The sequence below is a fragment of the Pseudomonas paraversuta genome (genome assembly GCF_904067025.1).
GTDB lineage: Bacteria > Pseudomonadota > Gammaproteobacteria > Pseudomonadales > Pseudomonadaceae > Aquipseudomonas > Aquipseudomonas paraversuta.
Map to the genome: position 1 here is coordinate 1527082 of NZ_CAJFDA010000001.1, position 25322 is coordinate 1552403.

A 25322-nucleotide genomic window follows, 5' to 3' on the forward strand; every position below is an offset into this window, starting at 1 on the left:
CTGCAGATAAGGTTTGGTCATGAATGATCCTCGTATCCCCGTAATCACTTCTACGAACCGCGTTCAGAGCAAGACCTCGTCGGCGCTTACTGATCCGATGGAGGCTCATCCTTCCGTATCCCGAACTCTCGAGCTATTGGCGGCTGACATGAATTCGCATCCGGAGCGCATCTTGCCTGTGGATACGTGTCTGGTCGCTCGCATCATTTCGCTAGTCTGTCAGGTTGATGTTGACCTCAATACGCCGCTCTCAGCGGAAGACGAATAAATCAGGGCGGCGAGGGGGGCGATGAGTCAGTCGTTTAAGTGGTTCATCTCACGGTAAGACCGTGTTCAGTTAATGATGTTGTTTTAATATGGTGTTTGGTTGCCGATCCCGAGGTATCAAATGCACAAACTTGTAGCTGAATATTTACGCCCTTGGAAAGACAAACTACCGACCCTTTACGATTGGGATTTTGACCAGGATCGCGCAATAAGCGAGTTCGGATTGACCTTTAGAGGTAGCACATCGTTCGACAGAACGTTGGAGCTGAAGTCAGGTTTGCGTCAACTGGTGAGGGGAACCGACTGCCCTATTGAGCATGGACGAGTCGCTACCTATTTCGTCAAGGTTTGGGGTGGGATTACCCGCTTCTCAAAAGTCGATGAGACGCTTATTCTCTTTTCGCACATGAAGGGCAGTACAGCTCCTCCGGTGGTATACAACCCCTCATTCAAGATGATCAGTAGCTGGTCGAAATGGGCGTCCATCGTCTGCCCTGACTGGGCATGTATTTATGATGCCAGGGTTGCCTACTCGCTGAACGCTATCAATTATCTAGCCGGGGCCAAGCACCCGATTTTTCCGATGCCAGAAGGGCGCAATTCACGCTTAAAGATGTTGGATGTTTCAACTCTGCTTTTAAGGGAAAAATTGGGCCATCCGCAGCCTCACGTTCATGGTGCGAGTGACCCTAAGACGATCCGAAGGAACCATTTTATTCCTGAGCACAGCACCTACGCTGCTTATGTGTCGTTGGTCTCCAAGGTGAGTCAGGATCTATGGGGTGATTCCAACCGCATCCATGAAGTTGAAATGCTACTTTTTTCGCTGGCAGATACTGGCATTTATGCAGATGTGTTTAACCGTCTTTCCAACTCTGCGGTAAAGTAATAAAAATTCAAATCTTGCTGTCTTCACAAGACACTCTAAATTTATTTTGACTTGAATATCCGATAAAACCACGGAGGCCCCAATGTCCAAACTCGCCGAATTCCGCCAGCTCGAAAAACACCTAGCCGAGCAGCTCCAGGCTCTTGAAGCCCTGAAAGGCGATGCCGGCCTGAAGCAAGAAATCGAGTTCGAAACGAAGTTGCGCGCTTTGCTCGCCGAGTACGGTTACAGCCTGCCGAACGTGATCAACCTGCTTGATCCGCAAGCGCGCCGCCGCGCTCCAGTCGTCGAATCCAAAGCTGGCGCCCGTAAGCCACGCCAAGTGAAGGTTTATAAAAACCCTCACACTGGAGAAGTCGTCGAAACCAAAGGCGGCAATCACAAGACTCTGAAGGAATGGAAAGCTGAGCACGGCTCCGCGACCGTCGAGTCCTGGCTGACCAAATGAATTTTCTTTGAGTAAAAAAAGGCTCAATGAGGGCCTTTTTTCATATAGGGCTTGTCCTATCTCACCCAGGTCTGACTAAGTTAAGAACTGTGTTAGGTTTAAATGGACAGAAAGGCTGATAGATTTTAGTAATCCCAGCGTTCTTCAGCCAACAACGACCTATTCAACTCATCTCGATGCGCCTGCCATTGCGGTAAGTACTTATCCATCAGGCCGCGAAAGCGGTCGTTGTGGTGGCGTTCGATTAGGTGTAGCAGTTCGTGGACGAGAATGTATTCCAGGCACTGGATTGGCTTTTTGGCCAATTCCAGGTTAAGCCAGACGCGGCGGGCGGCGATGTTGCAGGTGCCCCACTTAGTTTTCATCTTCTTGATGCCCCAAGCGTTCACCTCAACCCCCAAGATCGGCTGCCATTTATCTAGCAGGGTGGGGATTAGTTTTTTTAGCTCGGCACGGTAGAAGGCTTGGAGCAGTTCTTCTCGCCGTTCGGTACTGGTCTCCGGGCGCACGAACAGATCCAGCGCGGCCTTGCCCCGCAACGCGACCCGCATCGGTGTGCTGCCTTCGACTACACGCAGACGATAACGCTGTCCCATAAAGTAATGGCTCTCGCCGCTGACCATGCGCCGTTGAGATTGTCGCGGCTGGGCTTGGAATTTGGCGCGCTGGCGTTTGATCCAGCCGAGCTTTCCAACCACCGCCAAGCGCACAGCATCGTCGCTGACGGCCAATGGGGCAGCCACGCGCACCCGACCCAAGGGCGGATAAACGCCCAGGTGCAGGTTTTTGATGTTCTTACGCACCACCTCGACGCTTAGGCCGCTGACGGTGATGCTGTGGCTGTCAGTAGTCACGTTGGCTCGTTACCAGTTCTAGCAGCTTATCCAAGGCCTGATTGGCCGCGCCCGCATGGTACTCGCCGGCAAGTTCTGCCGCATCGTGGCCGGCTGCATCAAGCACCTCTTTAATCGCCAGCCGCACTTTGCGCACCTTAAAGGCGTTGTTGCGCCAATCATCCTGACGGTTGGCCATTACCGCGTTATCGACCGCAAGTGCCAATCCAGCGTTTTTATCCAGGTTGTCGTACAGCGCCTGACGTGCACCGGTGCTCATGGTCGAGGGATAACTATTGGTGCTGCTGGGATTCTTGGCTTGTTTGGCCAGCTCAACAACCTCCTGCAAATACTCCTGATAGCTGATGGCGTCTTCTTTACGCTTGGCGATCAAGGCATCCAGCAAGGACGACATGGTCTCGTAATACTTTGGGTTGATCGGCGACTCATCGATGATCAGCTTGCGCACGTTGTTCTCGATGGTTTCTGCCACAGCCTCCTGGCTGCCGCGAATACCCTTGGGTAACACCTCTACCGCATCAACGCCGCGTTCTACGATAAGCTGAATCAGCGACATATCATCGAACGCCGAGATTTTTTCGCTCTCTTCGGCACGGATGTAGGTGTCGATCAAAAAGCGCATATCAGGCTCATAGGCCTTGAGGTCGATGTAGTCGCCACTGGCAACCTTCACCTCGTCACGTACTTTGTTGTAGTGATCGACTTCGTCTTTGATCTCGGCAATTTGCTTGGCGCTGTAGCCCGCCTCTTCCAACTCATTGGCCACGCTGGCGAAGCAGCGAATCAAGGCAGAGGTCATCTTGTACAGGTTTAACCGGCGCGGCTCATTGGCCTTGAGTTGTTCGGCATTGCCCGATTCAGTCCCGCAAAAATAGCGCAAATAAGCCAGCGTATCTCTTGGCCGATCAACCAGCTCGCACAGCGCCTTGATCGTCTCGCGCGCATCCTCAAGGTCGTCACGGGCGTTACTGAGACGGTCTTCCAGCAGGCCAGCGACATCGGCTTTATCGAAGCCATCCAGCGCTCCGCTGGTGTAGTCGCCGATAGAGTTTTCAAGCTGCTTGAACAGATCTTTGTAATCGATGATGTAACCGTATTGTTTGTCTTCACCGTCCAGGCGGTTGACCCGACAGATAGCCTGAAACAGGCCGTGGTCGCGCATTTGTTTGTCGATATACAGGTAGGTGGCTGAAGGTGCGTCAAAGCCGGTCAGCAGCTTATCGACCACAATCAGCAGTTTCATCTGCCCCGGCTCTTTGACGAACTTCTGCTTAACCTCTTTCTCGAACACCTCCGGATCTTTGCCGTTCAGCATTTGGTTGTAGATGTTGTATTTACGCAGTTTCTCGGTCAGCCCTTCGCCGGTAGCCTCGCCCTTAATATCGGCTGGCGATGGCTTGTAGCTGGTAACTATGGCGCAGGTATCGGCCATGCCGGCCTTGGCGAATAGCTCGTAGCATTTGCAGGCCTCGAAGATGCTGCTAGTGACCAGCATCGCATTGCCTCTCCCATTCGCTAAGCGGTCGCGGATGGCTAGGTCGAGCATGATGTCCGCGACGATTTTCTCCAGCCGCGACTGGCTCGAAAGCACCTTCTGCAAGGTGCCCCAACGTTGCTTCAACTGCGCTTTGGCAAGGTCATTCAGCCCCTTAGTTTTGGCCTCAAACCACTGATCGACCTTTTTCTGCGAAGTGATGTTCTGGTCGATGTCGCGGGCTTCGTAGCGCAAGTCCAGCACTACGCCATCCTTAACTGCCTCATCAAACTTGTAGGTGTGGATGTAGCCGCCAAACACCTCGATGCTCTTTTGCTTGTCAGCTTTGAGCAGCGGCGTACCGGTGAAGCCGACAAATAGCGCATTGGGCAGAATCGCCTTCATCGCTTTGTGCAGTTCGCCAGACTGGGTGCGGTGGCACTCATCGACGAACACATAGATATCGCCCTTGGCGCGAAAATCAGCTGGCAGGTTCTTACGCAGTTCCTCAAGGAAGCCTTTGATATCGGGGTTCTCTGATTCGTCTTCTTCGCGGCTGCCAAATTTATGCACCAACGAACACAACAGCCAGGGTGCAGGCTGGTTCAGTTTGGCGATCAGGTCAGCGCCGCTCTGGCTACGATAAATCTGCTCATTGACGCCGGTAAAGACCTTCTCGATCTGCTCATCTAGCTCGGTGCGGTCTGTGATTATCAGCACCCTAGAGTCCTGGATGTTTTCTCGAATCCACTTGGCCAGCCAGACCATGGTCAGTGACTTACCGCTGCCTTGGGTGTGCCAAATGATCCCGCCTTCACGACGGTTTATGTGTTTCTGCGCGGCACGCACACCGAAATACTGATTCTGCCGGCAGAGCTTTTTCACCCCGCTGTCGTACACCACATAGTCGTGCACCAACTCCAGTAAACGGTGTTTACTGCACACCTGTTGCAGGTGGCGATCCAGAAGGTTATCGACAGGACTGTCTTCCTTCCACGTCAGGAAATACTTCTCACCTGTCTGGATGGTGCCGTAGCGCATACCCTGCGTATCGTTGCCCGCCATCACCAGCTGCATGGTGGAAAAGAATGGCTGAATGAACTCGGGCTTCTGGTTATCCAGGTTCTGACGAATGCCCTGATTGACTGCCGTTCGGGATCGCTTCAACTCCAGTACCGCCAGAGCGATGCCGTTGACGTACAACACTATATCCGGGCGTTTTGTGCTCGCCTTGGCATCTGCGCCCTTCACCGTTACTTCCTCAGCCAGTGCGAAGTGGTTGTTCTCGGCGTTTTTCCAGTCGATTAACCAAACCGTTTGGGTATTCTCGCCCACCTCGGGTTTTACTCGCACGCCGTAGCGCAACAGCTCATAAACCGCCTTATTGCGGTCATAGAGACTTTTGCTGGCATCAGCGGCCACTTTGGTCAGTTCGAACAAGGCGCGAGTGATCAGCATCGCGTCTACACCCTGCTTGGTCAGCCAGCTACGCAGCAGTTCTTGCTCGATGTTGGCGTTGTCGGCGCGATCTGCCCAGTCGCCCAGATACTCGTAGCCGAGGGTGTGCTGGAACAGCGCAACCACGCGGTCTTGGGTCTTGCGTTCGATCTGGCCAACTACGGCTACCATAACTTTGCCTCCTGCGAGCTTTGAGATAACCGAATCCTGCCGGTCAGTAGTTCTTGCATCATGCCCTGCTTGAGTTGACGGGCCTTGTTGCGGCGGGTTTCGAGAGTGGATAGTTCGCTGTCCATATCGGAGAGGATGGTGGCGATGGCGGCTTGTTCTTCTAGGGGAGGAACGCGAAAGGTAAGTTCCGAAAAGGTCGCCTTCGAAATAATGCTAGTTGCCGTAGTTCCAGCATTAGACAGCAGGTATTCCTTACTTGCTTCGAATATATAATAAAGGAACTCTGCGCTATTCTTTTGGCTTGGTATCACAGCATTGATTTGCTGATTGCAAGCACCCTCAACTCTCAATATCGCATTTTTACCAATGCTGGCGATACACGTTACAAGCACTGTATTGGCTGGTAGGCGTCGAATTGACTGAAGCCCTTCAATGGTTATGAGACGCGAAGATTCAAACATATCACGGCAGATTGAAATATCTGTAGGCGTGATCCAAGGAAAATCACCACCCCAATAATGGGCCATAGTGGTGCTCGGAGTATTTCCAGTTACGATCTCACCAAGCTCGCAAGTCCGCTTCAGCGTCCACTCTCCACTAAACCCCGGCAGGCGTTGTTGGCCGGTGAGGAGTTGTTGCATGGCGGCTTGTTTGATGTCGCGTTTTTTGGCGATAAATTGATCTAGGCCGCTGATCAGGGCGTCCATGTCGGACAGGGCGGCGGCGATGGCGCGCTGTTCGGGAATAGATGGGAGTGATACCGGTGTTTCAGAAAACTGCGTTTTGTTGACTATTGGTATGACCTGTTCACCTGCAAGAGCTCGAACTTTTGGCGCTGCCGCACATACAGTGTAATAAAGGTAATCAGTCGAAAAGGCTGGAGATGGAAAAATTGCGTTGATTTGCTGATTTGTCGTTAAGTCGACTGAAGCAACTCCACACTTGCCTATGGAACCAATACATACAAAAAGTATGGAGTCCCTTGGGAAGCGTCGAGAAATCGCGAAGCCTTTCTTGGTAAGCTTTCTTTGAGTATCAATTACATCCTTTTCATCGCCCAAGTCGGCTGGACTGACAAATAGAAATTCATCGCCATAGTTCGCCGAATCCCGAGTAGGCGGCGTGCTACCTGTAGCAATGATTGCAATATCTCCAAGTTTTTTGACTTCCCAATCCTCCGGAATCACCCCAGCCTCCGTCAGCTTGTACCCCGGCCTAACCTGCGCACTCATAGCGCAAAACCCATCTTGGCTAGGTGCTCGCCCACCCTAGCTGCCAGTGCCTCGACCTCAATGGTCAATTGCGGTAACGGCGTGGTATAGCGTTCTGCCAGTTGGCGTATACGCGAGGTCAGGGCTTGGGAGACGCGATTCAGTTCGGTCTGTACATCAATGGTCAAGGTCGCAATCCATTTGTCTTCAATCACCAAGGCTTTGATATCCGGCTCGCTGAGCTGAATATATTGCTTGGCGACTTTTACATCGAGCGCCTTTTGCGCATCTTTGACCTTTTTCCCTGCGGCGGCTTCTTGCTCCAGCACGGCGAGATAGTGCTCAAGGGCAGAGCGCTCATTGGCGGCATCTAGGTCGATTTTGATTACCTTGATTCGATCTTTCACGCTTTTGGCGCTGAGTTTGCCTTTGTCGGTTTTACCCTCGGCTAACAGACCATCTTCGCCACCCTGTTCTTCATCCATCTCTTCAAGCTGGCGGCTAAAAGCATCGCGGGCGGCTGCGAGCTGCTCGATGGCAGCGGCATCTGTGGCGAAGTAGCGTTTGATCAGCAGCTCTGGCGGCAACAAGTCTGTGTTCGGCTGGCCTTTGTTCGGGCCATCAACAATCAGTGCCTGCCAGCCGTCGCTGACTAGCTGATACAGATCGTCCTGCATGGCTGTGGCCCAGTAATCGAGCAGGTGCTGGTATACGTCGTAGGCATCCAGCAACGGGGCCTGGGCGAAGCTGGCGAGCAGGTCTTCGGCCAGGTTGTCGATCAACGCCTTGGGTTTGTCACCAATTGCGATGGCGTGCAAATGCGGACGATTGCGGGTTTTCCAGCCTTCGAACAGCTCGGTGATGGTCTGGTTGAAAGTGGTGAATTCTGGATGGGCAAAAATAGTCGGTTTGATCGCACCAATGGCCACTTGCAGCAGGCTGTAGCCAGCCCGTGCGGGGGCAAACAGGCTGGCGCGTACCGCCGGGATAACCTGCCAATAGGCGGCCAACGCATCGATGTCGCGGTTGGGAATGCCGCCTTGCAGGTGGGCGGCAATGTCTTGCAGGTCTTCGGCAGCGCTGGCGTCGATATAGCGCGGGATGTTGAGGTTGTAGTCATTGGCAGCAATCTCGGCCAGCGGCACTAGGCGAGAGTATTTGGCTACTTCGTGCTGCTGGGTGAAGGTGTCGACGATCTTGTGAATGTCTTGCTCGCGCAGGCGGTTTTTGTTGCCGTCTTTAATAAAGCCTTTGCTGGCATCGAGCATAAATATGTCTTTGCGGCTGTGGGCGTGCTCTTTATCCAGAATGATGATGCAGGCCGGGATGCCGGTGCCGTAAAACAGGTTCGCCGGTAAGCCGATGATGCCCTTGATAAAGCCCTGCTGGAGAATGCGCTGGCGAATAGTGCCTTCAGCACCTCCACGGAATAGCACTCCGTGCGGAAGAATTACCGCGCCTTTGCCAGAGTGCTTGAGCGAGGTAAGGATATGCAGCAAGAAGGCGTAGTCACCATTCTTCTCGGGCGGAATACCCAAACCGAAGCGCTCAAACTCATCTTCAGCCGGATTGAACCCGTTGCTCCAAGCTTTGGTTGAGAAAGGAGGGTTGGCGACGACGAAGTCAAAACGCTTGAGCTGACCTTTGAACGGGCCATGGGCTTCAGTGAAGTACGGCGCAGAGAGGCTATTGTCCTTCCAGATGGTGGCCGTCTCGCAACTGTGCAAGATCATGTTCATCTTAGCCAAGGCACTGGTGGCGTTGTCCATTTCCTGGCCATAGATGCTCAGGTCGAGGTTGGTGGCGTGCTTGGCTTCGTCGTGGGCTTTCAACAACAACGAGCCAGAACCGCAGGCCGGGTCATAAATGGTCTGGGTGCTGTCGGTGGCTGCGTTAATGCAGATGACCTTAGCCATGATCCGCGAGACTTCTGCCGGGGTGTAGAACTGACCTTTACTTTTGCCTGACTCGGTGGCGAAGTGGCGCATCAGGTATTCGTAAGCATCGCCGAGGATGTCGTCACCCTGAGCGCGGTTACCTTTGAAATTTAAGCCGGGTGAGTCGAAGATGCTTACCAGGTTGGACAGCCGATCCACCATCTCCTTGCCTTTGCCAAGCTTTTCGGCATCGTTGAAGTCGGCCACATCAATCACGCCGGTGAGGCTGTTGGCCTCGGCAAGGGTGCGAATGATGATGTTGAGCTTGTCGCCAATTTCCTTGTCGCCTTTGAGCGCGATCATGTCGGCAAAGCCCCCGCCGACCGGCACCTCAAGCATTGCGCTGTGTTTGCCAGCGTATTTGTCGGATACGTACTTCACGAACAGCAGCACCAGGACGTAGTCCTTGTACTGTGAAGCATCCATACCACCACGTAACTCGTCGCAGGATTTCCACAGGGAGGAATACAGTTCAGATTTTTTGATAGCCATTGGGGAAAGTTACTGCCTGAGCAAATGGGGTAGGAGTGAGGTGACGATTTCGACTGGGTGTTGCACCGGAACGGTAGCTTGAACGGCCTGCAGTGGCTGCGTGTCTGATTCGGAATATGCACTATTAACCAGGGAGACTTGAGGACTGGCTGCAATACTGGATTGCAGCGCTTGATGAAGGCGCCGCTCTGAGCGGGCAAATCCTTGAGTACCTCGTTCTTGTGAACGAGGCAGGCCATGTCCTAGCTGATCCTGCAGCTCCATGCTGCCTTCCGTGCCCTCGGTGATATCTCGCATTGTCGTGATGTGAGAGTTGTGGCGCAACCGCATTGCGTAACGCTTTTCAAACTCTACCGGTGACAGCTGATTGTTGAAACCATGTCGGCGTTATCCAGCCCTACATATACTCGAATAGTACAGATATAAAGGTATGCGTACTATCTGGAGAGATGAGGCAGAGCAAGGGGTACAGGGGAAATAGTACGGTGCATGGGGTGCTTGGGCGAATTCGGCGTTTTCCGAACGATCGCCCTGGGCCGCAGCCTCGCTGACCGACTGTGTGACTTGCGGTCTGCGCACGTGCCACAACTCGTGCAGCTCGGCACGCATTCGCGCTTCACCTTCGGGGGTGATCAGCGCGGTGCCGGCAGGGCGGGGAGGGCGATAGCGGCTCATGGGCATCCGTTGGCATATGAAAAACGCGAGTCTATCAGCCCTCGCGCAACACGGTTAGCGGGCTGGCATTAAGTGCCCGGCGGGTGCCAAACACCCCGGCACCACCGACCATCAATGCCCCTAGTACAGGCAGCACCAGCAACCACGGGTGTGGATGCCATGGCAGGTCGAAGGCGAAGCGATACAGCACCAGGCTCACCAGCTCGGTGCCCAGGGCGGCCAGTAAACCACTGGTAGCACCCAGCAGGCCGAACTCTATGCGCCGGGTTTTGATCAACAGTTGCCGTTCTGCCCCCAGGGCCCGCAGCAAGGCGCCTTGGCGGATACGCTCGTCCAGGGTGGACTGCAAACCGGAGAACAGCACTGCCATACCGGCAGCCAGGACAAACAGCAGCACGTATTCCACGGCGATGGTGACTTGCGCAAGGATGCTGCGCAGCTGCGCCAGCAGGGCTTCGATAGGCAGAATGGTCACGGCCGGAAAGCTGCGCGACAGATCGATGATTTCCCGGTCATGACCCGGGGCCAGATAAAAACTGGTGAGATAGGTGGCGGGCAAGTCCTGCAAGGTGCCCGGCTGGAAGATCATGAAGAAGTTCGGCTGGAAATTGTCCCAGTTGATGCTGCGCAAACTGCTGACCTGGGCCTCGCGATTGACCCCGGCAACGGTAAAGACCAGGTGATCGCCCAGTTTGAGTTTCAGGCTTTCGGCTACTTTTGCCTCCACTGACACACCGGGTACATCGCCCCCCGGCTGAGCTGTCCACCATGTGCCCGCAGTCAGCTGGTTGCCGGCAGGCAGGTCGGCGGCCCAGGTCAGGCTCAGGTCGCGCTGGATCGCTTTGTCGCCAGGGGAGTCTTTGCTGACGAGCTCCTGCACGGGCTCGCCATTGATACTGATCAAGCGTCCGGGCACCACCGGGTATAGTGGCGCCGCCTGCGCTTGCAGTTCGTGCAGGCGCTTGCTGAACGCGTCTTTATCCGCTGGCAGGATGTTCAGGGCGAAGTAGTTGGGGGCATCTTTGGGCAACTGGTTTTGCCAGGTGTCGAGCAGCTCGCCACGCAGCAGGGCAATCAACGCCATCGACAGTAGAATCAGGCCAAAGGCCAGGGCCTGACCGGCAGCGGCCAGTGGATGGCGCAGTAACTGGCCCAGCCCCAGACGCCACGGCAACGAGGCCCCGGCAAGCAGGCGGCGAAGGCTTTGCAGGCCCAGCAGCAATAGACCGCCGAGCACCAGCGCGGCAATTATGCCACCGCCGAGCAGGGCAAACGTCAGCACCAGATCGAGGCTCATGCGCCACATGATCAGCCCGAGTGCCAGCAAGGCGGCGCCGTAAACCGTCCAGGTACTGGCCGGGATCGGCAATATGTCACGGCGCAATACCCGTAGCGGCGGGACGCGCCCCAGCGCAGCCAGTGGCGGCAAGGCGAAACCGGCCAGTGCTACCAGCCCGGTTCCCATCCCGGCAATGGCCGGCATCAGGCCGCCGGCCGGCACATCGGCAGGCAATAAATCATGCAACAGTGCAAACAAACCAAGCTGCGCCACCCAGCCGAGCAGAGCCCCCGCAAGGCTGGCCAGCAAGCCGAGTACCGTTAGTTGCAGGGTAAACAGCCAGAGGGTTTCGCGCCGGGACAGGCCCAGACAGCGCAGCAGGGCGCTGGCATCAAAACGGCGATTGGCAAAGCGGGTTGCAGACAACGCCACTGCGACGCCAGAGAGCAGCACCGCCACCAGACTGGCCATATTCAGATAACGTTCGGCCTTGCCGAGCGCGCCGCCAATCTGCTGGTTGCCATCACGCCCGTCCAGCAGGCGCTGGTTGGCGTCGAGGCCGGGTTTGATGACCTGGCGATAGGATTCAAGAGCCGGGGCGTCACCTCGCCACAGTTCGCGAAAGCTGACCCGGCTGCCGGGCTGTACGATACCGGTGGCGGCGAGGTCGTCCAGGTTGATCAGTACCCGTGGGGTGAGGCTGTAGAAGTTGCCGGCGCGGTCTGGCTCGTAGGTCAGGACGCGGGTGATACGCACAGTTTTGGAGCCGACATCGATGGGGTCGCCGACTTTCAGGTCCAGGGCCGTCAGCAGTCTGGCTTCTGCCCAGGCTTCCCCGGACGCGGGGCCACCGCCGGGTTGTTCCTCGGCGTAGGGTTGCGCTGCACTTTTCAGCTCGCCCCGCAAGGGGTAAGCACTGTCAGCCGCCTTGATGCTGGACAGCTGAATGCCGTTGTCAGTGGCGATGACACTGGAAAACTCCACGACCCGGGCGTGCTGCAGGCCCAATTCCCTGCCCACCCTGATTTGCTCTTCACGTGCCGGTGAGCTGCCATCGAGCACCAGGTCGGCGCCCAGAAACTCGGTGGCACGCAGTAACATCGCGCCATTGAGGCGGGCACCGAAATAGCCGATGGCCGTGCTGGCGGCGACGGCGACCAGAAGCGCAAAAAACAGCACGCGTAACTCCCCGGCGCGGGCATCGCGCAGGAGCTGGCGCACGGCGAGGCTGAACAGGCGCAACAGCGGCAAGCGTGCCATCAAGGCTCCAGGGGGCCGACCAAATGGCCGGCTTCAAGACGGATCAGGCGCCGGCAACGATGGGCCAGGCGTTCATCGTGGGTCACCAGCACCAGGGTGGTGCCACGCTCCTTGTTCAATTCGAAGAGCAGCTCGGTAATGCGCTCACCGGTGTGACTGTCCAGATTGCCGGTGGGCTCGTCGGCGAACAGTACGTCCGGGTTGGCGGCAAATGCCCGGGCTATGGCTACCCGTTGCTGTTCGCCACCGGAAAGCTGGCGCGGCGAATGGCTCAGGCGTTGCCCCAGGCCGACCCGTTCCAGCAGGTGGCGGGCGTGCTCGCGAGCATCTCTACGGCCCTCGAGCTCCAACGGCAACATGACGTTCTCCAGCGCATTGAGGCTGTCGAGCAACTGGAATGACTGGAACACAAACCCGACGTGTTCGGCTCTGACGCGTGCGCGCTGATCTTCGTCCAGACTGCTGAGGGCACGTCCGGCCAGAATCACTTCGCCCTGGCTTGGCAGGTCGAGGCCGGCCAGCAGGCCCAGGAGGGTGGATTTTCCGGAGCCCGATGCGCCCACGATCGCCAGACTGTCGCCCTTGTTCAGCTCAAGGCTCAAAGGGTGCAGGATGGTTAGTTCGCCTTCCGCGCTGGGGACCACTTTGCTAAGGTTCTGCGCGGTGAGAATACTTTCGCCCATGGAGAATCCAATGCGTGTGTGGTTTTTAAGTGCTGCCCTGGCCCTGATGTGTATGGCACAGAATGCAGCGGCAGGAACAATCTTGATTGTTGGCGATAGTATCAGCGCGGCTTTCGGCCTGGATACCCGTCTGGGGTGGGTGTCGTTGCTGGAGCAGCGGCTCAGGCAGCAAGGCTACGATGACCAGGTGATCAATGCCTCGGTCAGCGGTGACACCAGTGCAGGAGGGCTCGCGCGGCTGCCGGCACTGCTTGCAGAGCATAAACCCGATGTGGTGATTGTCGAATTGGGCGGTAATGATGGCCTGCGCGGCCAGTTACCGGCGCAATTGAAACAAAATCTTGCTGGCATGATTGATCAGTCCCTGGAGGCGGGGGCCAAAGTGCTGCTGTTGGGCATGCAGCTGCCGCCTAATTATGGTGCGCGTTATACGACGGCGTTTGCCCGGGTCTACAGCGAGTTGGGGGAGGAGAAAAAGGTCGAGCTGTTGCCTTTTTTCCTCGAGGGTATCGGTGGTCATCCTGAGCTGATGCAGGCCGATGGCATACATCCTGCGGTCGGAGCGCAGGGCCGTTTGCTGGATAATGTGTGGCCGGTGCTAAAACCGCTGCTTTGATGTAATCGCTGAGAGGATTAGGAAGATCTGGTTGTGGGGAGGTATCTGAATAGCCCCGGGTTTTCTAGATACTCTCCAAACATAGGCTGGAGATGTCTACGGTGCCGGGGGCAGTCCAAGATTTGAAGCCAAAGTCAGAATGGAATTAGGCTCTTGCTGTAGCCGAATTTAACACCTGATGCGAAAAAGCCCCCGCACTCTCGCTGTTTTGTGCAGCTCTGGCACTCAGGCGCGTACTCATTCTTCCAGTCGCTTATTGATTTGCGGTAGTAGGGCTGGATGTCTGGATTCACCAAGCACAGCTGATGGTTATAAACCGAGATATTCATGCCGTAATTGGCCAGAATGCTAACCGATTTGCTGAGCGTATCTTTGTACTCGACTGGGTCAATCCATAGCTCATCGAGATTGGCCCTGGTGAAGCCCATCATCTCAAGGCCCATCAGCGCTACATGGTCAACAAATAGCAGATTACGCGCGATGAACTCACACAGTTCAGGCAGACGCTGCACCGATAGCTTGTGAATCACGACTCGGATCTCAACTTTCTGGCCCAAGCGCTTCAGATTGAGGATGCCCTGAATGGTTTCATCGAATGCGCCTTGGGCCTGGACGATGTAGTCATGCAGCGTCGGATCGTCTGAGTAGACAGGGATCCCGATCATCGCGTCGGGCAATTCAATCTGCGCATACTTTTCAGCGAACGTTAGGTCTTTGAAGCTGCGCCCGTTCGAGAGAATATGGATTGCTGTTCTCGGCAAATAACTTTTTGTCAGGCTGATGATCTTAAGGAAGCGCTCCCGGTTGGTTGTCGGCTCGCCCCCAGTAAACCCAAGTTCGCGGGTATCTTTTGGAATTAGTGGAATCAGGCTCTCGATTTCGTCAAGTATCCACGAGTCATCCACTGCCTTAGGAGGTTGTGAACACATAAGGCAGTAATGATTACACTGCTCGGTAACCAAGATGCTGTTGTGAGGCGACGACGCTCGAAATAGCACGCTAATGCTCTGTCGATCTGCTGAAAGCCGGATAATGTCACCGTCACTGATGTAGCTGTAGTCATTCGGTAGGATCGAGTAATCAGAGTCGGAAGGCAGTACCTCAACCAACTGGCGATGTTTCTCAAGCAGAAGGTAGTGTGCGAATCCTCGCGGGATCTCCTGATCGGAAACCAAGTAGGCTATTTCCCGTCGCAAGACTTCAGGCAAATTCCGGCTGGTCGACACCTTGACCAGAGTGAGGTGCTTATGAACATCAACCGCATGGATGCGGATAATCTTTCCGCCGAGTTTCAGCATCGGTTGGCCCAACCCATAAAAATCCGTTTTGTTTGCTCATCATTTTCCATTAGCTCAATAAGGTGCTTGAAAATCGCCATATTTCGCTTGCAGAAAGAGGACTCAGGTTTTCTTGCTACCACGTCCTTGTGAATGGCGTGATGGTAGACGGGCTCTGCTCCACAGTAAGGTTCAAATGCACAGTCAGAGCACATTGGAGCGCTTAAGGTGAAAGAATTTTCCAGTGCATCCAGAAGCTGATCAGAGAGAATGACCTCCTCATACGAGTGTTCAAGAATGTTGCCCAGACGGAACGTATGATCACCCATTTCGGCAAGCATACGGCTTTCATCTGAGGCATAGACCGATCCGTCGTAGTTGAACACGATGGCTGCGATACCAGCGCCGGCGGGGTTCATCAAATCAACAAACCCAGGGTCCCCTGATGTCAGCATTTTTGTCAGCACGAGCGAAGAATACTGCTCTACAAATCGTATGCCGGACTTGTTTAACTCAATAATGTACTCAAGGCCTTCCTTGTAAAACTCCAGCCAGCGCTCCGTATCATACGACATGAATTTTTTGGTCTTGATCGCAAAGCCGTAAGGGGAGAGGGTGCGTAGGAAGATGCCATCAAAGCCCAGACGCAAGTATTCATCAATGATGTCGCGTGCTCGTGGCAGGCTTATATCAGTGGTTGTCATCAGGGCTGACACTTGGTCATAGCCTAGAGCTGCACGGGCTTTCTTCAAACCTTCCTCGAAGCGCTGATGACTATCTCGGCCTGGTCGTGGGCGATTTGCATTGTGCAGATCCATTGGCCCGTCGAGTGAAGATGAAAGCACGATGTTGTGCTGCTTACAGAAGTCGAGCACGTCATCGGTCAGTAGCGAAAGCGTGGTCGCAATGACGAACTGTAGGTCACGTCCTTCCTTGAAATTACGTTTTTTTGCCTCAAGAACAACGTACCTCACCATCTCGAAGTTCAGCAGCGGCTCGCCACCCTGAAATTCAATTTTGATGGCTGGATTGGGAGATCTAAAGACGAAATCCAGAGATTTGTCTGCCATCTCTGTGGTCATATCGAATTCGCCTTTGCTCTCGGACTGCCTTGAAACCTGGCAGTATGGACAGCTATGGTCGCACCGAAGCGTCACTACAAAGATATGCAGATTGGTGAACTCGGCCAGCCTGGCCAATCGCGTGCGAATCTTGAGTGCCAGGAGCTGGAGTGGTGCCTGCTCATTGGTGAAGCGAATGAACTGTTTGGACCGAAGCGTAGGGATTAGCTCTGATGAGAGCGGAAGCGTCTTGCGAATGATCGGTTCCAGCATCGGCACCGGTATGACATGAAATTCGCCAGCCATGTTGGTAATGACATACTCGTCGTCATTCAGACGGTCGAACTTAAAGGGTAGCAACTCGTAGGGACGTTGCTCCGCGTAGAACTCCAGCTTTTGGAATTTACTCACTAATAAGTCCGGTTTTTGAAAAGGCGAGTCCGAGGATCAGGTTTTTGATCGGTTGCGTCTCAATTGCCAATCGGTGGCGCAGATGATAATCGAGTACATCCTTCTTGAATTCTTGGATGGCAGACAGAAAGGACGGCTCGTCCACGCCGATATTCGATGACAAAGCGCAGAAAAACTGCCCCTCTTCGGGTGTGATATCAACCGTCAGGGCATTGATAGATCGATAAGCAGCTTTCTGCAAAACCAGTGCGTCATAAAGCCGCTCATCAAACACGAGCGTATGAGAGAAAGTCATTATCGACCCGAGTAGTGGGAGCTATGGGAACTGTGCGAAGAGTGGGAGCTATGGGAACTGTGGTAAGCCATCAGTTGCCCCTGATCCCCGCGCTTGAGAACGAAGGCGAATAGATCATTGCCACCGCGAACAGAAAGATTCTCGCTTCGAGCTTCAGCTTGAAATGTATTCTTGGCTTTTGAGCTGGGCTCTACAACGTCATGAGAGGTTAGGGCTGAAGCCTGTTCTGTAGCTATGGCTGCGGCCAGAGTGGCCAAGGGAACTAGGAAGGAGCGCTTTTTCATTGCGGGATATCCCTATCACTGTGAGGGTTATTGGGTTCGTCTCGGTGACGTGTATCTATGATATCAATATGCAATCAATTAATGGTGTTTTTCGCGGTGATAATCCGGCGGTTGCCCTCCGCGTGGGTAGCTTGTAGTAAAGCCTTATGCAGCGTTTTGCTGAGCTCAGCTGATTATTGGCGCCACTTTTCCTAATGCTCCCGCAGGGTCGATGCCTTGAGCACCTTCTTGGGTTCCTTACCGAGCTTCCCTACAGGGATTTCAGCGCCATAGGTCCCGAAGTGATGGTGCGCGATGAGTGCCCGGTGATGGCTTGAGGGAACGCAACGGGAGCCCCTTCAGCTTGCAGGGCGGACTGTAAGATATGTCTCTGCATGTGAAGCGTCTGGGTTGTCTCATGGATCTCCCCATGGATTTTCTTCATCAACAGACCGAGGCTCTTGCTGGCCTCACTGGATAGTCGCCATTATCAGAGGGTAGGGCGCCCGCTTCGACAGCCTTGAGGAGCTCTTTCAACGCAAACGTCTTGAATGAGCCGTCACTCAGGGGAAAGGTTCGGTCGCTGTGCTTGTTCTTGATTGACTTGTTAGAGCCATTTCCATTGATATGAAAGCACCAGAGGCCATCGACCTGCTTGATGCCCTCCTTGCTCAGTTATCGGTGGTCATCCTGAGCTGATGCAGGCCGATGGCATACATCCTGCGGTCGGAGCGCAGGGCCGTTTGCTGGATAATGTGTGGCCGGTGCTAAAACCGCTGCTTTGATGCTTTTCTAGTTGCAGTGTTTCGGCTAAGGTGGCGCCCCCCCGATTTGGAGCCCCTGATGTCGCGTCCTGCCTGGTCTTTATATGCCTATCAACTGATCGAGCCCGATGAGCAGCTCGATTTGTTCGCCTGCCAGGAGGTACGGGTGCATCTGGTGACGCGCCAACTGGAGCTGGGAGGCACCATTGACCGCACGTTATGCGGCTCGTTGCTGCCTGCGCAGCCACGTTGGTCAGATGTCACGCGCAAGGTCTTCCAGGACCACCGGCTGTGCCCGTTGTGCCGGGCAATCATCGAGTCGCAACGCCGCGGCACCGAGCCGATCTGGCCTGAATTGCGCTTTGAACTATGATCTAACTTGTCTGGCACCTGAACCGGCCCACGATCACCGTGGGCGCGGTGTACACTCCCTTTTTTATCCCCGTTGATTATGCGAAGGATGTTCCGGATGTTGTCGCGCCTACCTGCAGTCACCCGCTACCTGTCAGTTGCCGCATTGTGTGTTGCGGGTCCCGTTTCTGCGCTTGAATTCCCGCTGCCACCGCCGGGTGAAGATGTGGTGGGTGAGGTGCAGGTGATCAAGGGCAAGTACGAGGACTCCTTTGCCGATCTGGGCAACCAGTACGAACTTGGGTACTCGGAAATGATCGCGGCCAACCCGGGGGTGGACGCCTGGTTGCCGGTCAAAAAGAATCCGGATGGCACGCTTGTCGATACCAATATCGTGTTGCCGACCCAGTTCATCCTGCCGCCGGGCAAGCGTGAAGGGATTGTGATCAACCTGGCAGAGTACCGGCTGTACTACTTCCCCAAGGACCAGGACAAGGTTTACACCTTTCCGCTGGGGATCGGACGCGAAGGTTGGGGTTCGCCTCTGGGGTTCACCAAGGTCACTGCCAAGACGCCTAACCCGACCTGGACGCCGCCGGCTTCGATCAAGGCCGAGCACGCCAGGAACGGCGACCCGCTGCCCAACGTGGTGCCTGCAGGGCCGGATAACCCGCTGGGGCCCTTCAAGTTCACGCTCGGCATGCCGGGTTACCTGATCCACGGCTCGAACGCAAAGTTTGGCATTGGCACGGGTACCAGCCATGGCTGTTTCCGCATGCTTAACAAAAACGTGCTGGAAATGGCGCAAATGGTGCCGGTGGGAACCCCGGTCAGAATCATCAACGAACCCTACAAGCTGGGTTTGAGTGGTGGCAAGGTCTACCTTGAGGTTCATGAGCCGCTGAATGTCAAAGATGGCTCTCTGGTGGCCGTCAGCGACAAGTCGCATTTGACCCCTGAAGACTTGCAGAACAAGTACGCGGGGTTTATCAACTTTTTGCTCAAGCACAAAGACCTGGAGAACAGCATTCAGATCGACAAGGACAAAGCCTTCCCTGTTGTGGGTGCCGAGACCGGTATCCCGGAAGAAATAGGCGTTGCTAATTCAGCTGAGCCAGTTGGCCAGTCGCTGGATTACGTGCAGTAAATTCACGTTAAAAAAAACCGCCACGGTTAATGCCCTGGCGGTTTTTTATTGCCCGCTTAGTTGCGGGCAATAAAAAAGCCGACCCATAAATGGGTCGGCTTGATAATAACCCCGAAGGATTATTACTTGCGGCTTGCTTTTTCAAGCATGCGCAGAGCACGTTCGTTAGCTTCATCAGCAGTCTGCTGTGCTTTTTGAGCAGCAGCCAGAGCTTCGTCAGCTTTACGGTATGCTTCGTCAGCACGAGCCTGGGAGCGAGCTGCTGCGTCTTCAGTTGCAGTCAGGCGGGCTTCAGTTTCTTTAGATACGCTGCTGCAACCGGTAGCCAGAACTGCGGCCAATGCCAGAGCAGAGAATTTCAGAACGTTGTTCATCGTGTTCCCCTTCAAGGACTTTCTATTTGAAGCTGCTCCTTCAAAGCGAGGAAACAGCCGGCGTACATACTACCCATTACTTGTAGTAAGTAAACTGACCTAGCGCAAGAACCAAAAAAAATATTTGGCAATCAATGCGGATGGACTAGCTTTAACAGATTGTGCTTGAAAAACAGCCAGTTTAAAGCCCTGGCCGTGGGTCGAGCCCGCCGCTTGATGGCGTGACTTTAAGTTCGGTTGTGCGTCATAGGCTTAACTTTCAGAAAAATGTTAAGGGTGCTGGCAAGTTATCGGGCTGGCCACAGGTTTGGTGTCCATAGCGTACCCCTGATGGCGAAGTGGTTCCCTCGGCACAAAAACAACAGTAATGTAGAGGTCACGGTTCAAGACCCGCTAAGGAGCAATGATGAGCGAGGCGTTGTCTATCCACCATGACCAGGCAGGTCACCAGTTTGAGACCACTGTCGACGGTCATCGTGCTTACCTGACCTACATGGATCTGGGCAAGCAGACTCTGGATATCTATCGCACCTTTGTACCCAATGCCTTGCGTGGCCGGGGTATTGCGGCAGCATTGACGGAGCAGGCGCTCGATTACGCCGAAAAGATGGGATACGAAGTGATTCCCTCTTGCTCTTATGTAGAGCGTTATATGGAACGTCACAAGCGTGCCCAGGCGAAAACCTGAAACCAGACTCACAGAAACGCCGGGCCAACAGCCCGGCGTTTTTTTGTGGGCCGCAAAACCCTGATCGAACCCCGGCGGCCTCCTCAGTCCGCCATCTTGATCAATGCCCCCAGCGCCCGCTCCCAGATCTGGCGCGTGCGTACCCACACCAGTTCTTGCCAGTCGCTGTCGGCCGGACAGAACTGTTCAAGTAATTGCAGCTTGATCTGACGCGCCTGCGGGCTGTCCAGGTCGCCGTGCAGATGCAGCCACTGGTCATCGCGCAGAACACTGTGAACCTGCTCGCCAGGATAGGTGCCGCATTCAATTACAAAGGGCATCAGGCGCACCCGGGGCAGGGCGTCGATGATTGCTTGCGAGGCATATCCGGTGGCCGTCGCGGCAACCCCGGTAGCGCTTTGGCTGTCGGCGCCGGTGATCAGGGTGAATAACCATGGACCAAACAACTGCCGGGCATCGGCAAGCGCCGGATAGGCAGCCTGGGCGATGGTCAGCAGCATTGGATGACCATAATCACCCGCGCCGGTATGCAGGTCGAAGCACATGGCGACGCTGGCGCTGGCAAGGTGCTCGCGCAAAATTTCGTGCAGCGTCCGGTTAGACCAACTGGCATTGTTGCCGCCATAAAACAGTCCGTCGGGATGGCGGTACTGGCCAGCCTCGACAATCGACATCACGGCCGGCCAGCCCTCACCCTGCACCCGCTCATTGAGCCGGGCGTCGGCCTGTTCCCGGTGCGGGCCGCGTAATTGATCGCAGGTGTAGATGGCATGCAGCGCCTCATACGCCTGGTTGTCCGGCGGTGCCTGGCTGAAATCCAGAAAATTGCGGTTCAGGTCGATATTGTCTTCATTGACCCGGCGTATCCACGCGGTGCCCCACGGGTTGATCAGGTGAATCATCAACACCGCCACTTCGTCAGGCAGGGTTTGCGGGTTGAATGTCTGCAGCCACCGGCTTTGGCAATCCGAGCCATAAAAGCCTTCGACCCCATGGGTGCCGCTCAGGGCGATCAACAGGTGTTTTGCCTGGGGGTTGCCGATCAGTGCGACATCGGTGCCCAGGGCTTCGCCAAACGGACCGCACAGGGGGTGAGGATAGTGGTACAGGCGTGCGCCTGCCGCAGTGGCGGCGGCCAAAAACTGTTCACGTTGGCGGGTAAAGCTGCGGTGTGACGGGAAACCTGTGCTCATGCTGCTCTCCTGTCTATGAACGCGCCGTGGCATTCAGGCGTCCGCAAAGAAATGGGGGCAGGCGGTGGCCGGGGTGAAGCAAGCAGATGGCTGGTGCCGGCGAGTGCCGGCTCCGGTGTTACGCGTCCATCCCTTGGCGGGGTGAGCAGGCCCGCCCCGCCAAGAGATGTTATCGATCAGCCGCGAGTACGCTTGGGCAGTACATCCTTGAGCTTGGCGTGCATGCTGCGCAAGGTGGTTTCAGTGCTGGCCCAGTCGATGCAGGCATCGGTAATGGAGACACCGTACTGCAAGTCTTCGAGGTTTTTAGGAATGGCCTGGCAGCCCCAGTTCAGATTGCTTTCGACCATCAGGCCGATAATCGACTGGTTGCCTTCGACGATCTGGTTGGCCACGTTGTCCATCACCAGCGGTTGCAGGGCCGGGTCCTTGTTGGAGTTGGCGTGGCTGCAGTCGACCATGATGTTCGGGGTGATTTTTGCCTTGTTCAGTGCTTGTTCGCACAAGGCCACGCTGACCGAATCATAGTTCGGCTTGCCGTTGCCGCCGCGCAAGACGACGTGCCCGTAAGCGTTGCCCTTGGTGGTAACGATCGACACGCCACCTTCCTGGTTGATACCCAGGAAGCGGTGGGGGCTGGAAACCGACTGCAGCGCGTTGATGGCAACTGTCAGGCCGCCATCGGTGCCGTTCTTGAAGCCCACGGCCGAGGACAGGCCGGAAGCCATTTCGCGGTGAGTCTGCGACTCGGTGGTACGCGCGCCGATGGCTGACCAGCTGATGAGGTCCTGCAGGTACTGCGGTGAAATCGGATCAAGGGCTTCGGTTGCGGTTGGCAGGCCCATTTCGGCCAGGTCCAGCAGCAATTTGCGACCGATATGCAGGCCGTCTTCGATCTTGAACGAGTCATCCAGATACGGGTCGTTGATCAGGCCTTTCCAGCCGACCGTTGTCCGTGGTTTTTCGAAATAGACGCGCATCACCAGATACAGGGTGTCGCTGACTTCTGCGGCCAGCACCTTGAGGCGCTCGGCATACTCGTGGGCAGCCTTGATATCGTGAATCGAGCAAGGCCCGATGACAACAAACAGTCGATGGTCTGTGCCATCCAGGATGTTGCGAATTACCTCACGCCCTTTGGTCACAGTCTGCAGCGCCGTTGCACGCAAAGGCATCTCGCGCTTGAGCTGTTCAGGTGTGATCAGGGTTTCGTTGGAGGCAACGTTTAGGTCGTCAATCGGTAAATCAGCCATCGTGTTACTCGTCAGGTCACGGGTGCCGGCCGCCAGCGATCCCCGAGCGGCGGAGCACAGCATGATTGAGCGCACCGGGGAGCCGAACCTTAACGCGTTATCCGCTTATTCGACAATGGGCATCCGCAGCTTTAATCCTGTGCTGTGCGGGCAAGCGCGCGATCGAGTGTGGCCTGGGAGAACTCCACGGCGTGCCGGCTGACCCACTCCAGGGCCAGGGTCTCGATATTTTCAAGGGGCAGGCTCTGTGGATGCTGGAGGCGGTAATAGTGCTCGATCTGGCACACCTGTTCGCCCATGCGCGCACCAAACAGTGTCTGCTCATCGGTAAAAACGACGCCGACCCGATAACCTGCAGGCTGTTTCTCGCACCAGGCTATATAGCCCGGGTAGCGTGCGGTTTCACCGAGGGTAGGCATGCACATGTCTACGGCCGTGCCCCGGCGCCAGCCTCTGTCGCTATTGCATGACACGCCGCCGAGGCTGATAGAGTGCAGCTTCTGGCGTGAAAGAGAAGGTTGTTCGCGGGGTGTTATCTCAACAGGAACATCATCCGGGTGAGGTAAGAAACGACCCATGTATGCACACTCCCAGTGCCAGCACTTTGATATTGTTTTCGTGAGTATAGTGATTGAAATGGAACTGACTGACTTTGATGCGGATCAGCGTCTACTGGCGCTGCCCGGGACCTCGCTGGTGGTGTTTACCGGCGCCGGATGCTCGGCGTGTCGCACGGCGCGCAAAATGTTGCCCGAGATGCAGTTACCCATCGATCGACTGTGCTGGATTGACGCAGGTGACAATGGCGGTCTGGTCCAGCGATACGGGATTTTTCATCTGCCGAGCCTGTTCGTTGTGTGTGACGGGGCGTTTTATGGTGAATTGAAATCGCGTTTGAGCGAGGGTGAGCTGGCGCACCACATTCGCCTGGCTTTGCTGCTTGAGCCTGACGAGCTACCTTGAATCGGTGTTTCAAGCCGGACTGAACCTGTGGAGGCGACATGAGCAAAGGCTTAAAGGGCAAGCTGGTGCTGGCCATATCTTCCAGGGCGCTGTTCGATCTGAGCGTTAGCCACCAGGTGTATCTGGCGCAAGGCATCGAGGCTTACCGTCAGTATCAGATCGAGCATGAAGATGAGGTGCTGGAGCCGGGCGATGCATTCGCGCTGGTCAAAAAACTCCTCAGTTTTAACGCCAGCCTCGGCCATGAGCGGGTCGAGGTGGTACTGGTGTCGCGCAACAGTGCAGACACCGGGCTGCGGGTATTCAATTCTATCCAGCACTATGGCCTGGGTATCTCCCGGGCGGCATTTTCCGGTGGCCGCAACCCCCATGCGTATCTCAGTGCGTTTGGTTGTGACCTGTTTCTGTCGACCCATGCCCAGGATGTGCGCAGCGCGCTGGACGCCGGCTTTGCGGCGGCAACGATCCTTTCCGGAGGCGCGCGACGTGCCGAGAGCAACGAATTGCGTATCGCCTTCGACGGTGATGCGGTTTTGTTTTCCGATGAATCCGAACGGGTTTTCCAGTCCGGGGGCCTTGAGGCGTTTCAATCCCTGGAGCGTGAAGCGGCTCGCAGCCCGTTGCGTGGCGGACCGTTCAAGGGCTTCCTGGAGGCCTTGAACCTGTTGCAGCGCGAGTTCCCTGACGATACCTGCCCGATCCGTACCGCGCTGGTGACTGCGCGCTCGGCGCCCGCCCACGAGCGGGTGATCCGTACATTGCGCGATTGGGACATTCGTCTGGACGAATCCCTGTTTCTCGGTGGTCTGGATAAATCCGCGTTTCTCGAGGCCTTCGCTGCCGATGTGTTTTTTGATGATCAGGCGGGTCATTGTGAAAGGGCGCGTCAAGTTGTCGCCACCGGCCATGTACCCCACGGCATAAGCAATGAGTCCAGGGACCTGGCCCCTGAGTAGGGGCAAGGTGTAAGTCATCGTGTGGCTCATCGTACTTGTCCGGGCGCTGCTAAGCTGACTCCATCTCGGCCCATTCAGGCAGTCGGGGAGGTCGCATGATTCGCTCGATACTGTATGCCACGGACCTCGGAATTTACGCTCCGGTTGTAATGCAGCATGCATTGGGGCTGGCCCACAGCTTCAATGCCGATTTGTATGTGGTGCATGTGGTTGAGCCCATGGGGCTGTTTGCCGAGTCGGTATTGCAAAGCTATCTCGATGAACAGGCTCTGAACGCACTGCACCAGCAGGGTATCAGCACCATGCTTGGCAATATTGAACACCGGATAGTTGATAGCCTGCGTGACGAATTGGCCGAGAGGCAGCAGGAACTGGCCTTGATTCGCTCGGTCAAGGTGATTCAGGGGGAGCCTTCGCAGGTCATTCTGGAACAGTCGCAAATGCTTGCAGTGGATCTGCTGATTCTCGGCAGTCATGGTCAGCCATCGGGGGACATTACCCATCTAGGGCGCACAGCTGCCCGGGTTGTCGAGTTGGCGCAGATGCCGGTGTATCTGGTACCGCTGTTGCAGCGTCGCCGTCCCACAGACGGGTGAAGGTGTAGAACAGAAA

The 25322-nt window shown here is 55.6% G+C and carries 24 protein-coding genes and 2 pseudogenes; 11 read left to right on the top strand and 15 right to left on the bottom strand.

Translation table 11 applies throughout. The annotated features are described in order from the left end of the window. Positions 1–97 precede the first annotated feature (97 nt). From JQ848_RS22700 to JQ848_RS07240, 3 genes are all read left to right on the top strand, one after another. Positions 98–268: a type II toxin-antitoxin system PrlF family antitoxin gene (locus JQ848_RS22700; RefSeq protein ID WP_268968741.1), complete on the top strand. Its 171-nt coding sequence runs from the start codon at positions 98–100 to the stop codon at positions 266–268. A 120-nt stretch (positions 269–388) separates the two neighbouring features. Further along, positions 389–1156, top strand: coding sequence for a hypothetical protein (locus JQ848_RS07235; RefSeq protein WP_202210419.1), 768 nt, complete (start codon positions 389–391; stop codon positions 1154–1156). An 82-nt stretch (positions 1157–1238) separates the two neighbouring features. Then, complete coding sequence (locus JQ848_RS07240; protein WP_202210420.1) at positions 1239–1604, top strand: histone-like nucleoid-structuring protein, MvaT/MvaU family; 366 nt, start codon at positions 1239–1241, stop codon at positions 1602–1604. A 125-nt stretch (positions 1605–1729) separates the two neighbouring features. Here the strand turns inward: JQ848_RS07240 and JQ848_RS07245 are convergent, their stop codons facing one another. The 7 genes and pseudogenes from JQ848_RS07245 to JQ848_RS07275 form a co-directional block, all read right to left on the bottom strand. Beyond that, positions 1730–2458, bottom strand: coding sequence for a M48 family metallopeptidase (locus JQ848_RS07245; RefSeq protein WP_202210421.1), 729 nt, complete (start codon positions 2456–2458; stop codon positions 1730–1732). Continuing rightward, complete coding sequence (locus JQ848_RS07250) at positions 2448–5561, bottom strand: type I restriction endonuclease subunit R (RefSeq protein ID WP_202210422.1); 3114 nt, start codon at positions 5559–5561, stop codon at positions 2448–2450. Before JQ848_RS07250 ends, JQ848_RS07245 begins: the two co-directional genes overlap by 11 nt. Beyond that, complete coding sequence (locus tag JQ848_RS07255; RefSeq protein ID WP_202210423.1) at positions 5555–6748, bottom strand: restriction endonuclease subunit S; 1194 nt, start codon at positions 6746–6748, stop codon at positions 5555–5557. The genes JQ848_RS07250 and JQ848_RS07255 overlap by 7 nt, the downstream gene beginning before the upstream one ends. Before the next feature lie 41 nt (positions 6749–6789). Beyond that, positions 6790–9201: a type I restriction-modification system subunit M gene (locus tag JQ848_RS07260; protein WP_202210424.1), complete on the bottom strand. Its 2412-nt coding sequence runs from the start codon at positions 9199–9201 to the stop codon at positions 6790–6792. Positions 9202–9705: 504 nt separating this feature from the next. Continuing rightward, positions 9706–9876 (bottom strand): annotated as a pseudogene (locus JQ848_RS07265) (transcription elongation factor GreB); the annotation flags it as partial. Between the two features lie 34 nt (positions 9877–9910). After that, positions 9911–12415 (bottom strand): ABC transporter permease, encoded by a 2505-nt coding sequence (locus JQ848_RS07270; protein WP_202210425.1) that lies wholly within the window; start codon positions 12413–12415, stop codon positions 9911–9913. Further along, entirely contained in the window at positions 12415–13098 is a 684-nt protein-coding gene (locus JQ848_RS07275) for an ABC transporter ATP-binding protein (RefSeq protein WP_003446806.1), read from the bottom strand. Before JQ848_RS07275 ends, JQ848_RS07270 begins: the two co-directional genes overlap by 1 nt. 10 nt (positions 13099–13108) lie before the next feature. On the opposite strand from JQ848_RS07275, the gene JQ848_RS07280 reads away from it, so the two are divergent. Then, the gene (locus tag JQ848_RS07280) at positions 13109–13714 is read left to right on the top strand and encodes an arylesterase (protein WP_003446808.1); all 606 of its coding nucleotides are present in this window, start codon (positions 13109–13111) and stop codon (positions 13712–13714) included. A gap of 134 nt (positions 13715–13848) precedes the next feature. Here the strand turns inward: JQ848_RS07280 and hxsC are convergent, their stop codons facing one another. From hxsC to hxsA2, 4 genes are read right to left on the bottom strand one after another with little or no spacing between them, the layout of a single operon-like run. After that, entirely contained in the window at positions 13849–15012 is a 1164-nt protein-coding gene (gene hxsC / locus JQ848_RS07285) for a His-Xaa-Ser system radical SAM maturase HxsC (RefSeq protein ID WP_003446810.1), read from the bottom strand. Next, on the bottom strand, positions 15006–16463 hold the full coding sequence (gene hxsB, locus JQ848_RS07290) for a His-Xaa-Ser system radical SAM maturase HxsB (protein WP_202210426.1): 1458 nt from the start codon (positions 16461–16463) through the stop codon (positions 15006–15008). Before hxsB ends, hxsC begins: the two co-directional genes overlap by 7 nt. Continuing rightward, positions 16456–16758 carry a hypothetical protein gene (locus JQ848_RS07295; protein ID WP_003446814.1) on the bottom strand — a complete coding sequence of 101 codons (303 nt, stop codon included), beginning with the start codon at positions 16756–16758 and terminating at the stop codon, positions 16456–16458. The genes hxsB and JQ848_RS07295 overlap by 8 nt, the downstream gene beginning before the upstream one ends. Next, positions 16758–17042, bottom strand: coding sequence for a His-Xaa-Ser repeat protein HxsA2 (hxsA2, locus tag JQ848_RS22945; RefSeq protein WP_003446816.1), 285 nt, complete (start codon positions 17040–17042; stop codon positions 16758–16760). Before hxsA2 ends, JQ848_RS07295 begins: the two co-directional genes overlap by 1 nt. Before the next feature lie 656 nt (positions 17043–17698). Between hxsA2 and JQ848_RS07305 the strand changes: the two are divergent. From JQ848_RS07305 to JQ848_RS07315, 3 genes and pseudogenes are all read left to right on the top strand, one after another. Then, positions 17699–17806: pseudogene (locus JQ848_RS07305) on the top strand (arylesterase); the annotation flags it as partial. A 58-nt stretch (positions 17807–17864) separates the two neighbouring features. Beyond that, a complete protein-coding gene (locus JQ848_RS07310; RefSeq protein WP_003446817.1) occupies positions 17865–18158 on the top strand; it encodes a hypothetical protein in 294 nt (97 codons plus the stop codon). A 96-nt stretch (positions 18159–18254) separates the two neighbouring features. Next, positions 18255–19283, top strand: a complete 1029-nt coding sequence (locus JQ848_RS07315) for a L,D-transpeptidase family protein (RefSeq protein WP_003446819.1) — start codon at positions 18255–18257, stop codon at positions 19281–19283. Positions 19284–19405: 122 nt separating this feature from the next. Here the strand turns inward: JQ848_RS07315 and oprI are convergent, their stop codons facing one another. Continuing rightward, entirely contained in the window at positions 19406–19657 is a 252-nt protein-coding gene (gene oprI, locus JQ848_RS07320) for an outer membrane lipoprotei OprI (protein WP_003172710.1), read from the bottom strand. 406 nt (positions 19658–20063) lie between these two features. Between oprI and JQ848_RS07325 the strand changes: the two genes are divergently transcribed. Further along, complete coding sequence (locus tag JQ848_RS07325; RefSeq protein ID WP_003446831.1) at positions 20064–20345, top strand: GNAT family N-acetyltransferase; 282 nt, start codon at positions 20064–20066, stop codon at positions 20343–20345. A gap of 83 nt (positions 20346–20428) precedes the next feature. Here JQ848_RS07325 and JQ848_RS07330 read toward each other — a convergent pair whose 3' ends face one another. From JQ848_RS07330 to JQ848_RS07340, 3 genes are all read right to left on the bottom strand, one after another. Further along, positions 20429–21538, bottom strand: a complete 1110-nt coding sequence (locus JQ848_RS07330; protein WP_202210427.1) for a DUF2817 domain-containing protein — start codon at positions 21536–21538, stop codon at positions 20429–20431. A gap of 176 nt (positions 21539–21714) precedes the next feature. After that, the gene (locus JQ848_RS07335; RefSeq protein ID WP_003446834.1) at positions 21715–22791 is read right to left on the bottom strand and encodes a 3-deoxy-7-phosphoheptulonate synthase; all 1077 of its coding nucleotides are present in this window, start codon (positions 22789–22791) and stop codon (positions 21715–21717) included. A 131-nt stretch (positions 22792–22922) separates the two neighbouring features. After that, entirely contained in the window at positions 22923–23369 is a 447-nt protein-coding gene (locus tag JQ848_RS07340; protein ID WP_029612824.1) for a PilZ domain-containing protein, read from the bottom strand. Between JQ848_RS07340 and JQ848_RS07345 the strand changes: the two genes are divergently transcribed. The 3 genes from JQ848_RS07345 to JQ848_RS07355 all read left to right on the top strand — a co-directional run bounded on the left by JQ848_RS07345 (position 23368) and on the right by JQ848_RS07355 (position 25306). Next, a complete protein-coding gene (locus JQ848_RS07345) occupies positions 23368–23754 on the top strand; it encodes a thioredoxin family protein (RefSeq protein ID WP_003446838.1) in 387 nt (128 codons plus the stop codon). The genes JQ848_RS07340 and JQ848_RS07345 overlap by 2 nt on opposite strands. Before the next feature lie 38 nt (positions 23755–23792). Further along, on the top strand, positions 23793–24710 hold the full coding sequence (locus JQ848_RS07350; protein ID WP_003446840.1) for a 5'-nucleotidase: 918 nt from the start codon (positions 23793–23795) through the stop codon (positions 24708–24710). 95 nt (positions 24711–24805) lie between these two features. Next, positions 24806–25306, top strand: coding sequence for a universal stress protein (locus JQ848_RS07355; protein WP_003446842.1), 501 nt, complete (start codon positions 24806–24808; stop codon positions 25304–25306). Positions 25307–25322: the final 16 nt, after the last annotated feature.

Bases quoted from the DNA above. Each gene is read 5' to 3' on its own strand.
- JQ848_RS22700 (WP_268968741.1), top strand. From the start codon at position 98: ATGGAGGCTCATCCTTCCGTATCCCGAACTCTCGAGCTATTGGCGGCT.
- JQ848_RS07235 (WP_202210419.1), top strand. From the start codon at position 389: ATGCACAAACTTGTAGCTGAATATTTACGCCCTTGGAAAGACAAACTA.
- JQ848_RS07240 (WP_202210420.1), top strand. From the start codon at position 1,239: ATGTCCAAACTCGCCGAATTCCGCCAGCTCGAAAAACACCTAGCCGAG.
- JQ848_RS07250 (WP_202210422.1), bottom strand. From the start codon at position 5,561: ATGGTAGCCGTAGTTGGCCAGATCGAACGCAAGACCCAAGACCGCGTG.
- JQ848_RS07260 (WP_202210424.1), bottom strand. From the start codon at position 9,201: ATGGCTATCAAAAAATCTGAACTGTATTCCTCCCTGTGGAAATCCTGC.
- JQ848_RS07270 (WP_202210425.1), bottom strand. From the start codon at position 12,415: ATGGCACGCTTGCCGCTGTTGCGCCTGTTCAGCCTCGCCGTGCGCCAG.
- JQ848_RS07275 (WP_003446806.1), bottom strand. From the start codon at position 13,098: ATGGGCGAAAGTATTCTCACCGCGCAGAACCTTAGCAAAGTGGTCCCC.
- JQ848_RS07280 (WP_003446808.1), top strand. From the start codon at position 13,109: ATGCGTGTGTGGTTTTTAAGTGCTGCCCTGGCCCTGATGTGTATGGCA.
- hxsC (WP_003446810.1), bottom strand. From the start codon at position 15,012: ATGCTGAAACTCGGCGGAAAGATTATCCGCATCCATGCGGTTGATGTT.
- JQ848_RS07295 (WP_003446814.1), bottom strand. From the start codon at position 16,758: ATGACTTTCTCTCATACGCTCGTGTTTGATGAGCGGCTTTATGACGCA.
- hxsA2 (WP_003446816.1), bottom strand. From the start codon at position 17,042: ATGAAAAAGCGCTCCTTCCTAGTTCCCTTGGCCACTCTGGCCGCAGCC.
- JQ848_RS07310 (WP_003446817.1), top strand. From the start codon at position 17,865: ATGTCGCGTCCTGCCTGGTCTTTATATGCCTATCAACTGATCGAGCCC.
- JQ848_RS07315 (WP_003446819.1), top strand. From the start codon at position 18,255: ATGTTGTCGCGCCTACCTGCAGTCACCCGCTACCTGTCAGTTGCCGCA.
- oprI (WP_003172710.1), bottom strand. From the start codon at position 19,657: ATGAACAACGTTCTGAAATTCTCTGCTCTGGCATTGGCCGCAGTTCTG.
- JQ848_RS07325 (WP_003446831.1), top strand. From the start codon at position 20,064: ATGAGCGAGGCGTTGTCTATCCACCATGACCAGGCAGGTCACCAGTTT.
- JQ848_RS07330 (WP_202210427.1), bottom strand. From the start codon at position 21,538: ATGAGCACAGGTTTCCCGTCACACCGCAGCTTTACCCGCCAACGTGAA.
- JQ848_RS07335 (WP_003446834.1), bottom strand. From the start codon at position 22,791: ATGGCTGATTTACCGATTGACGACCTAAACGTTGCCTCCAACGAAACC.
- JQ848_RS07345 (WP_003446838.1), top strand. From the start codon at position 23,368: ATGTATGCACACTCCCAGTGCCAGCACTTTGATATTGTTTTCGTGAGT.
- JQ848_RS07340 (WP_029612824.1), bottom strand. From the start codon at position 23,369: ATGGGTCGTTTCTTACCTCACCCGGATGATGTTCCTGTTGAGATAACA.
- JQ848_RS07350 (WP_003446840.1), top strand. From the start codon at position 23,793: ATGAGCAAAGGCTTAAAGGGCAAGCTGGTGCTGGCCATATCTTCCAGG.
- JQ848_RS07355 (WP_003446842.1), top strand. From the start codon at position 24,806: ATGATTCGCTCGATACTGTATGCCACGGACCTCGGAATTTACGCTCCG.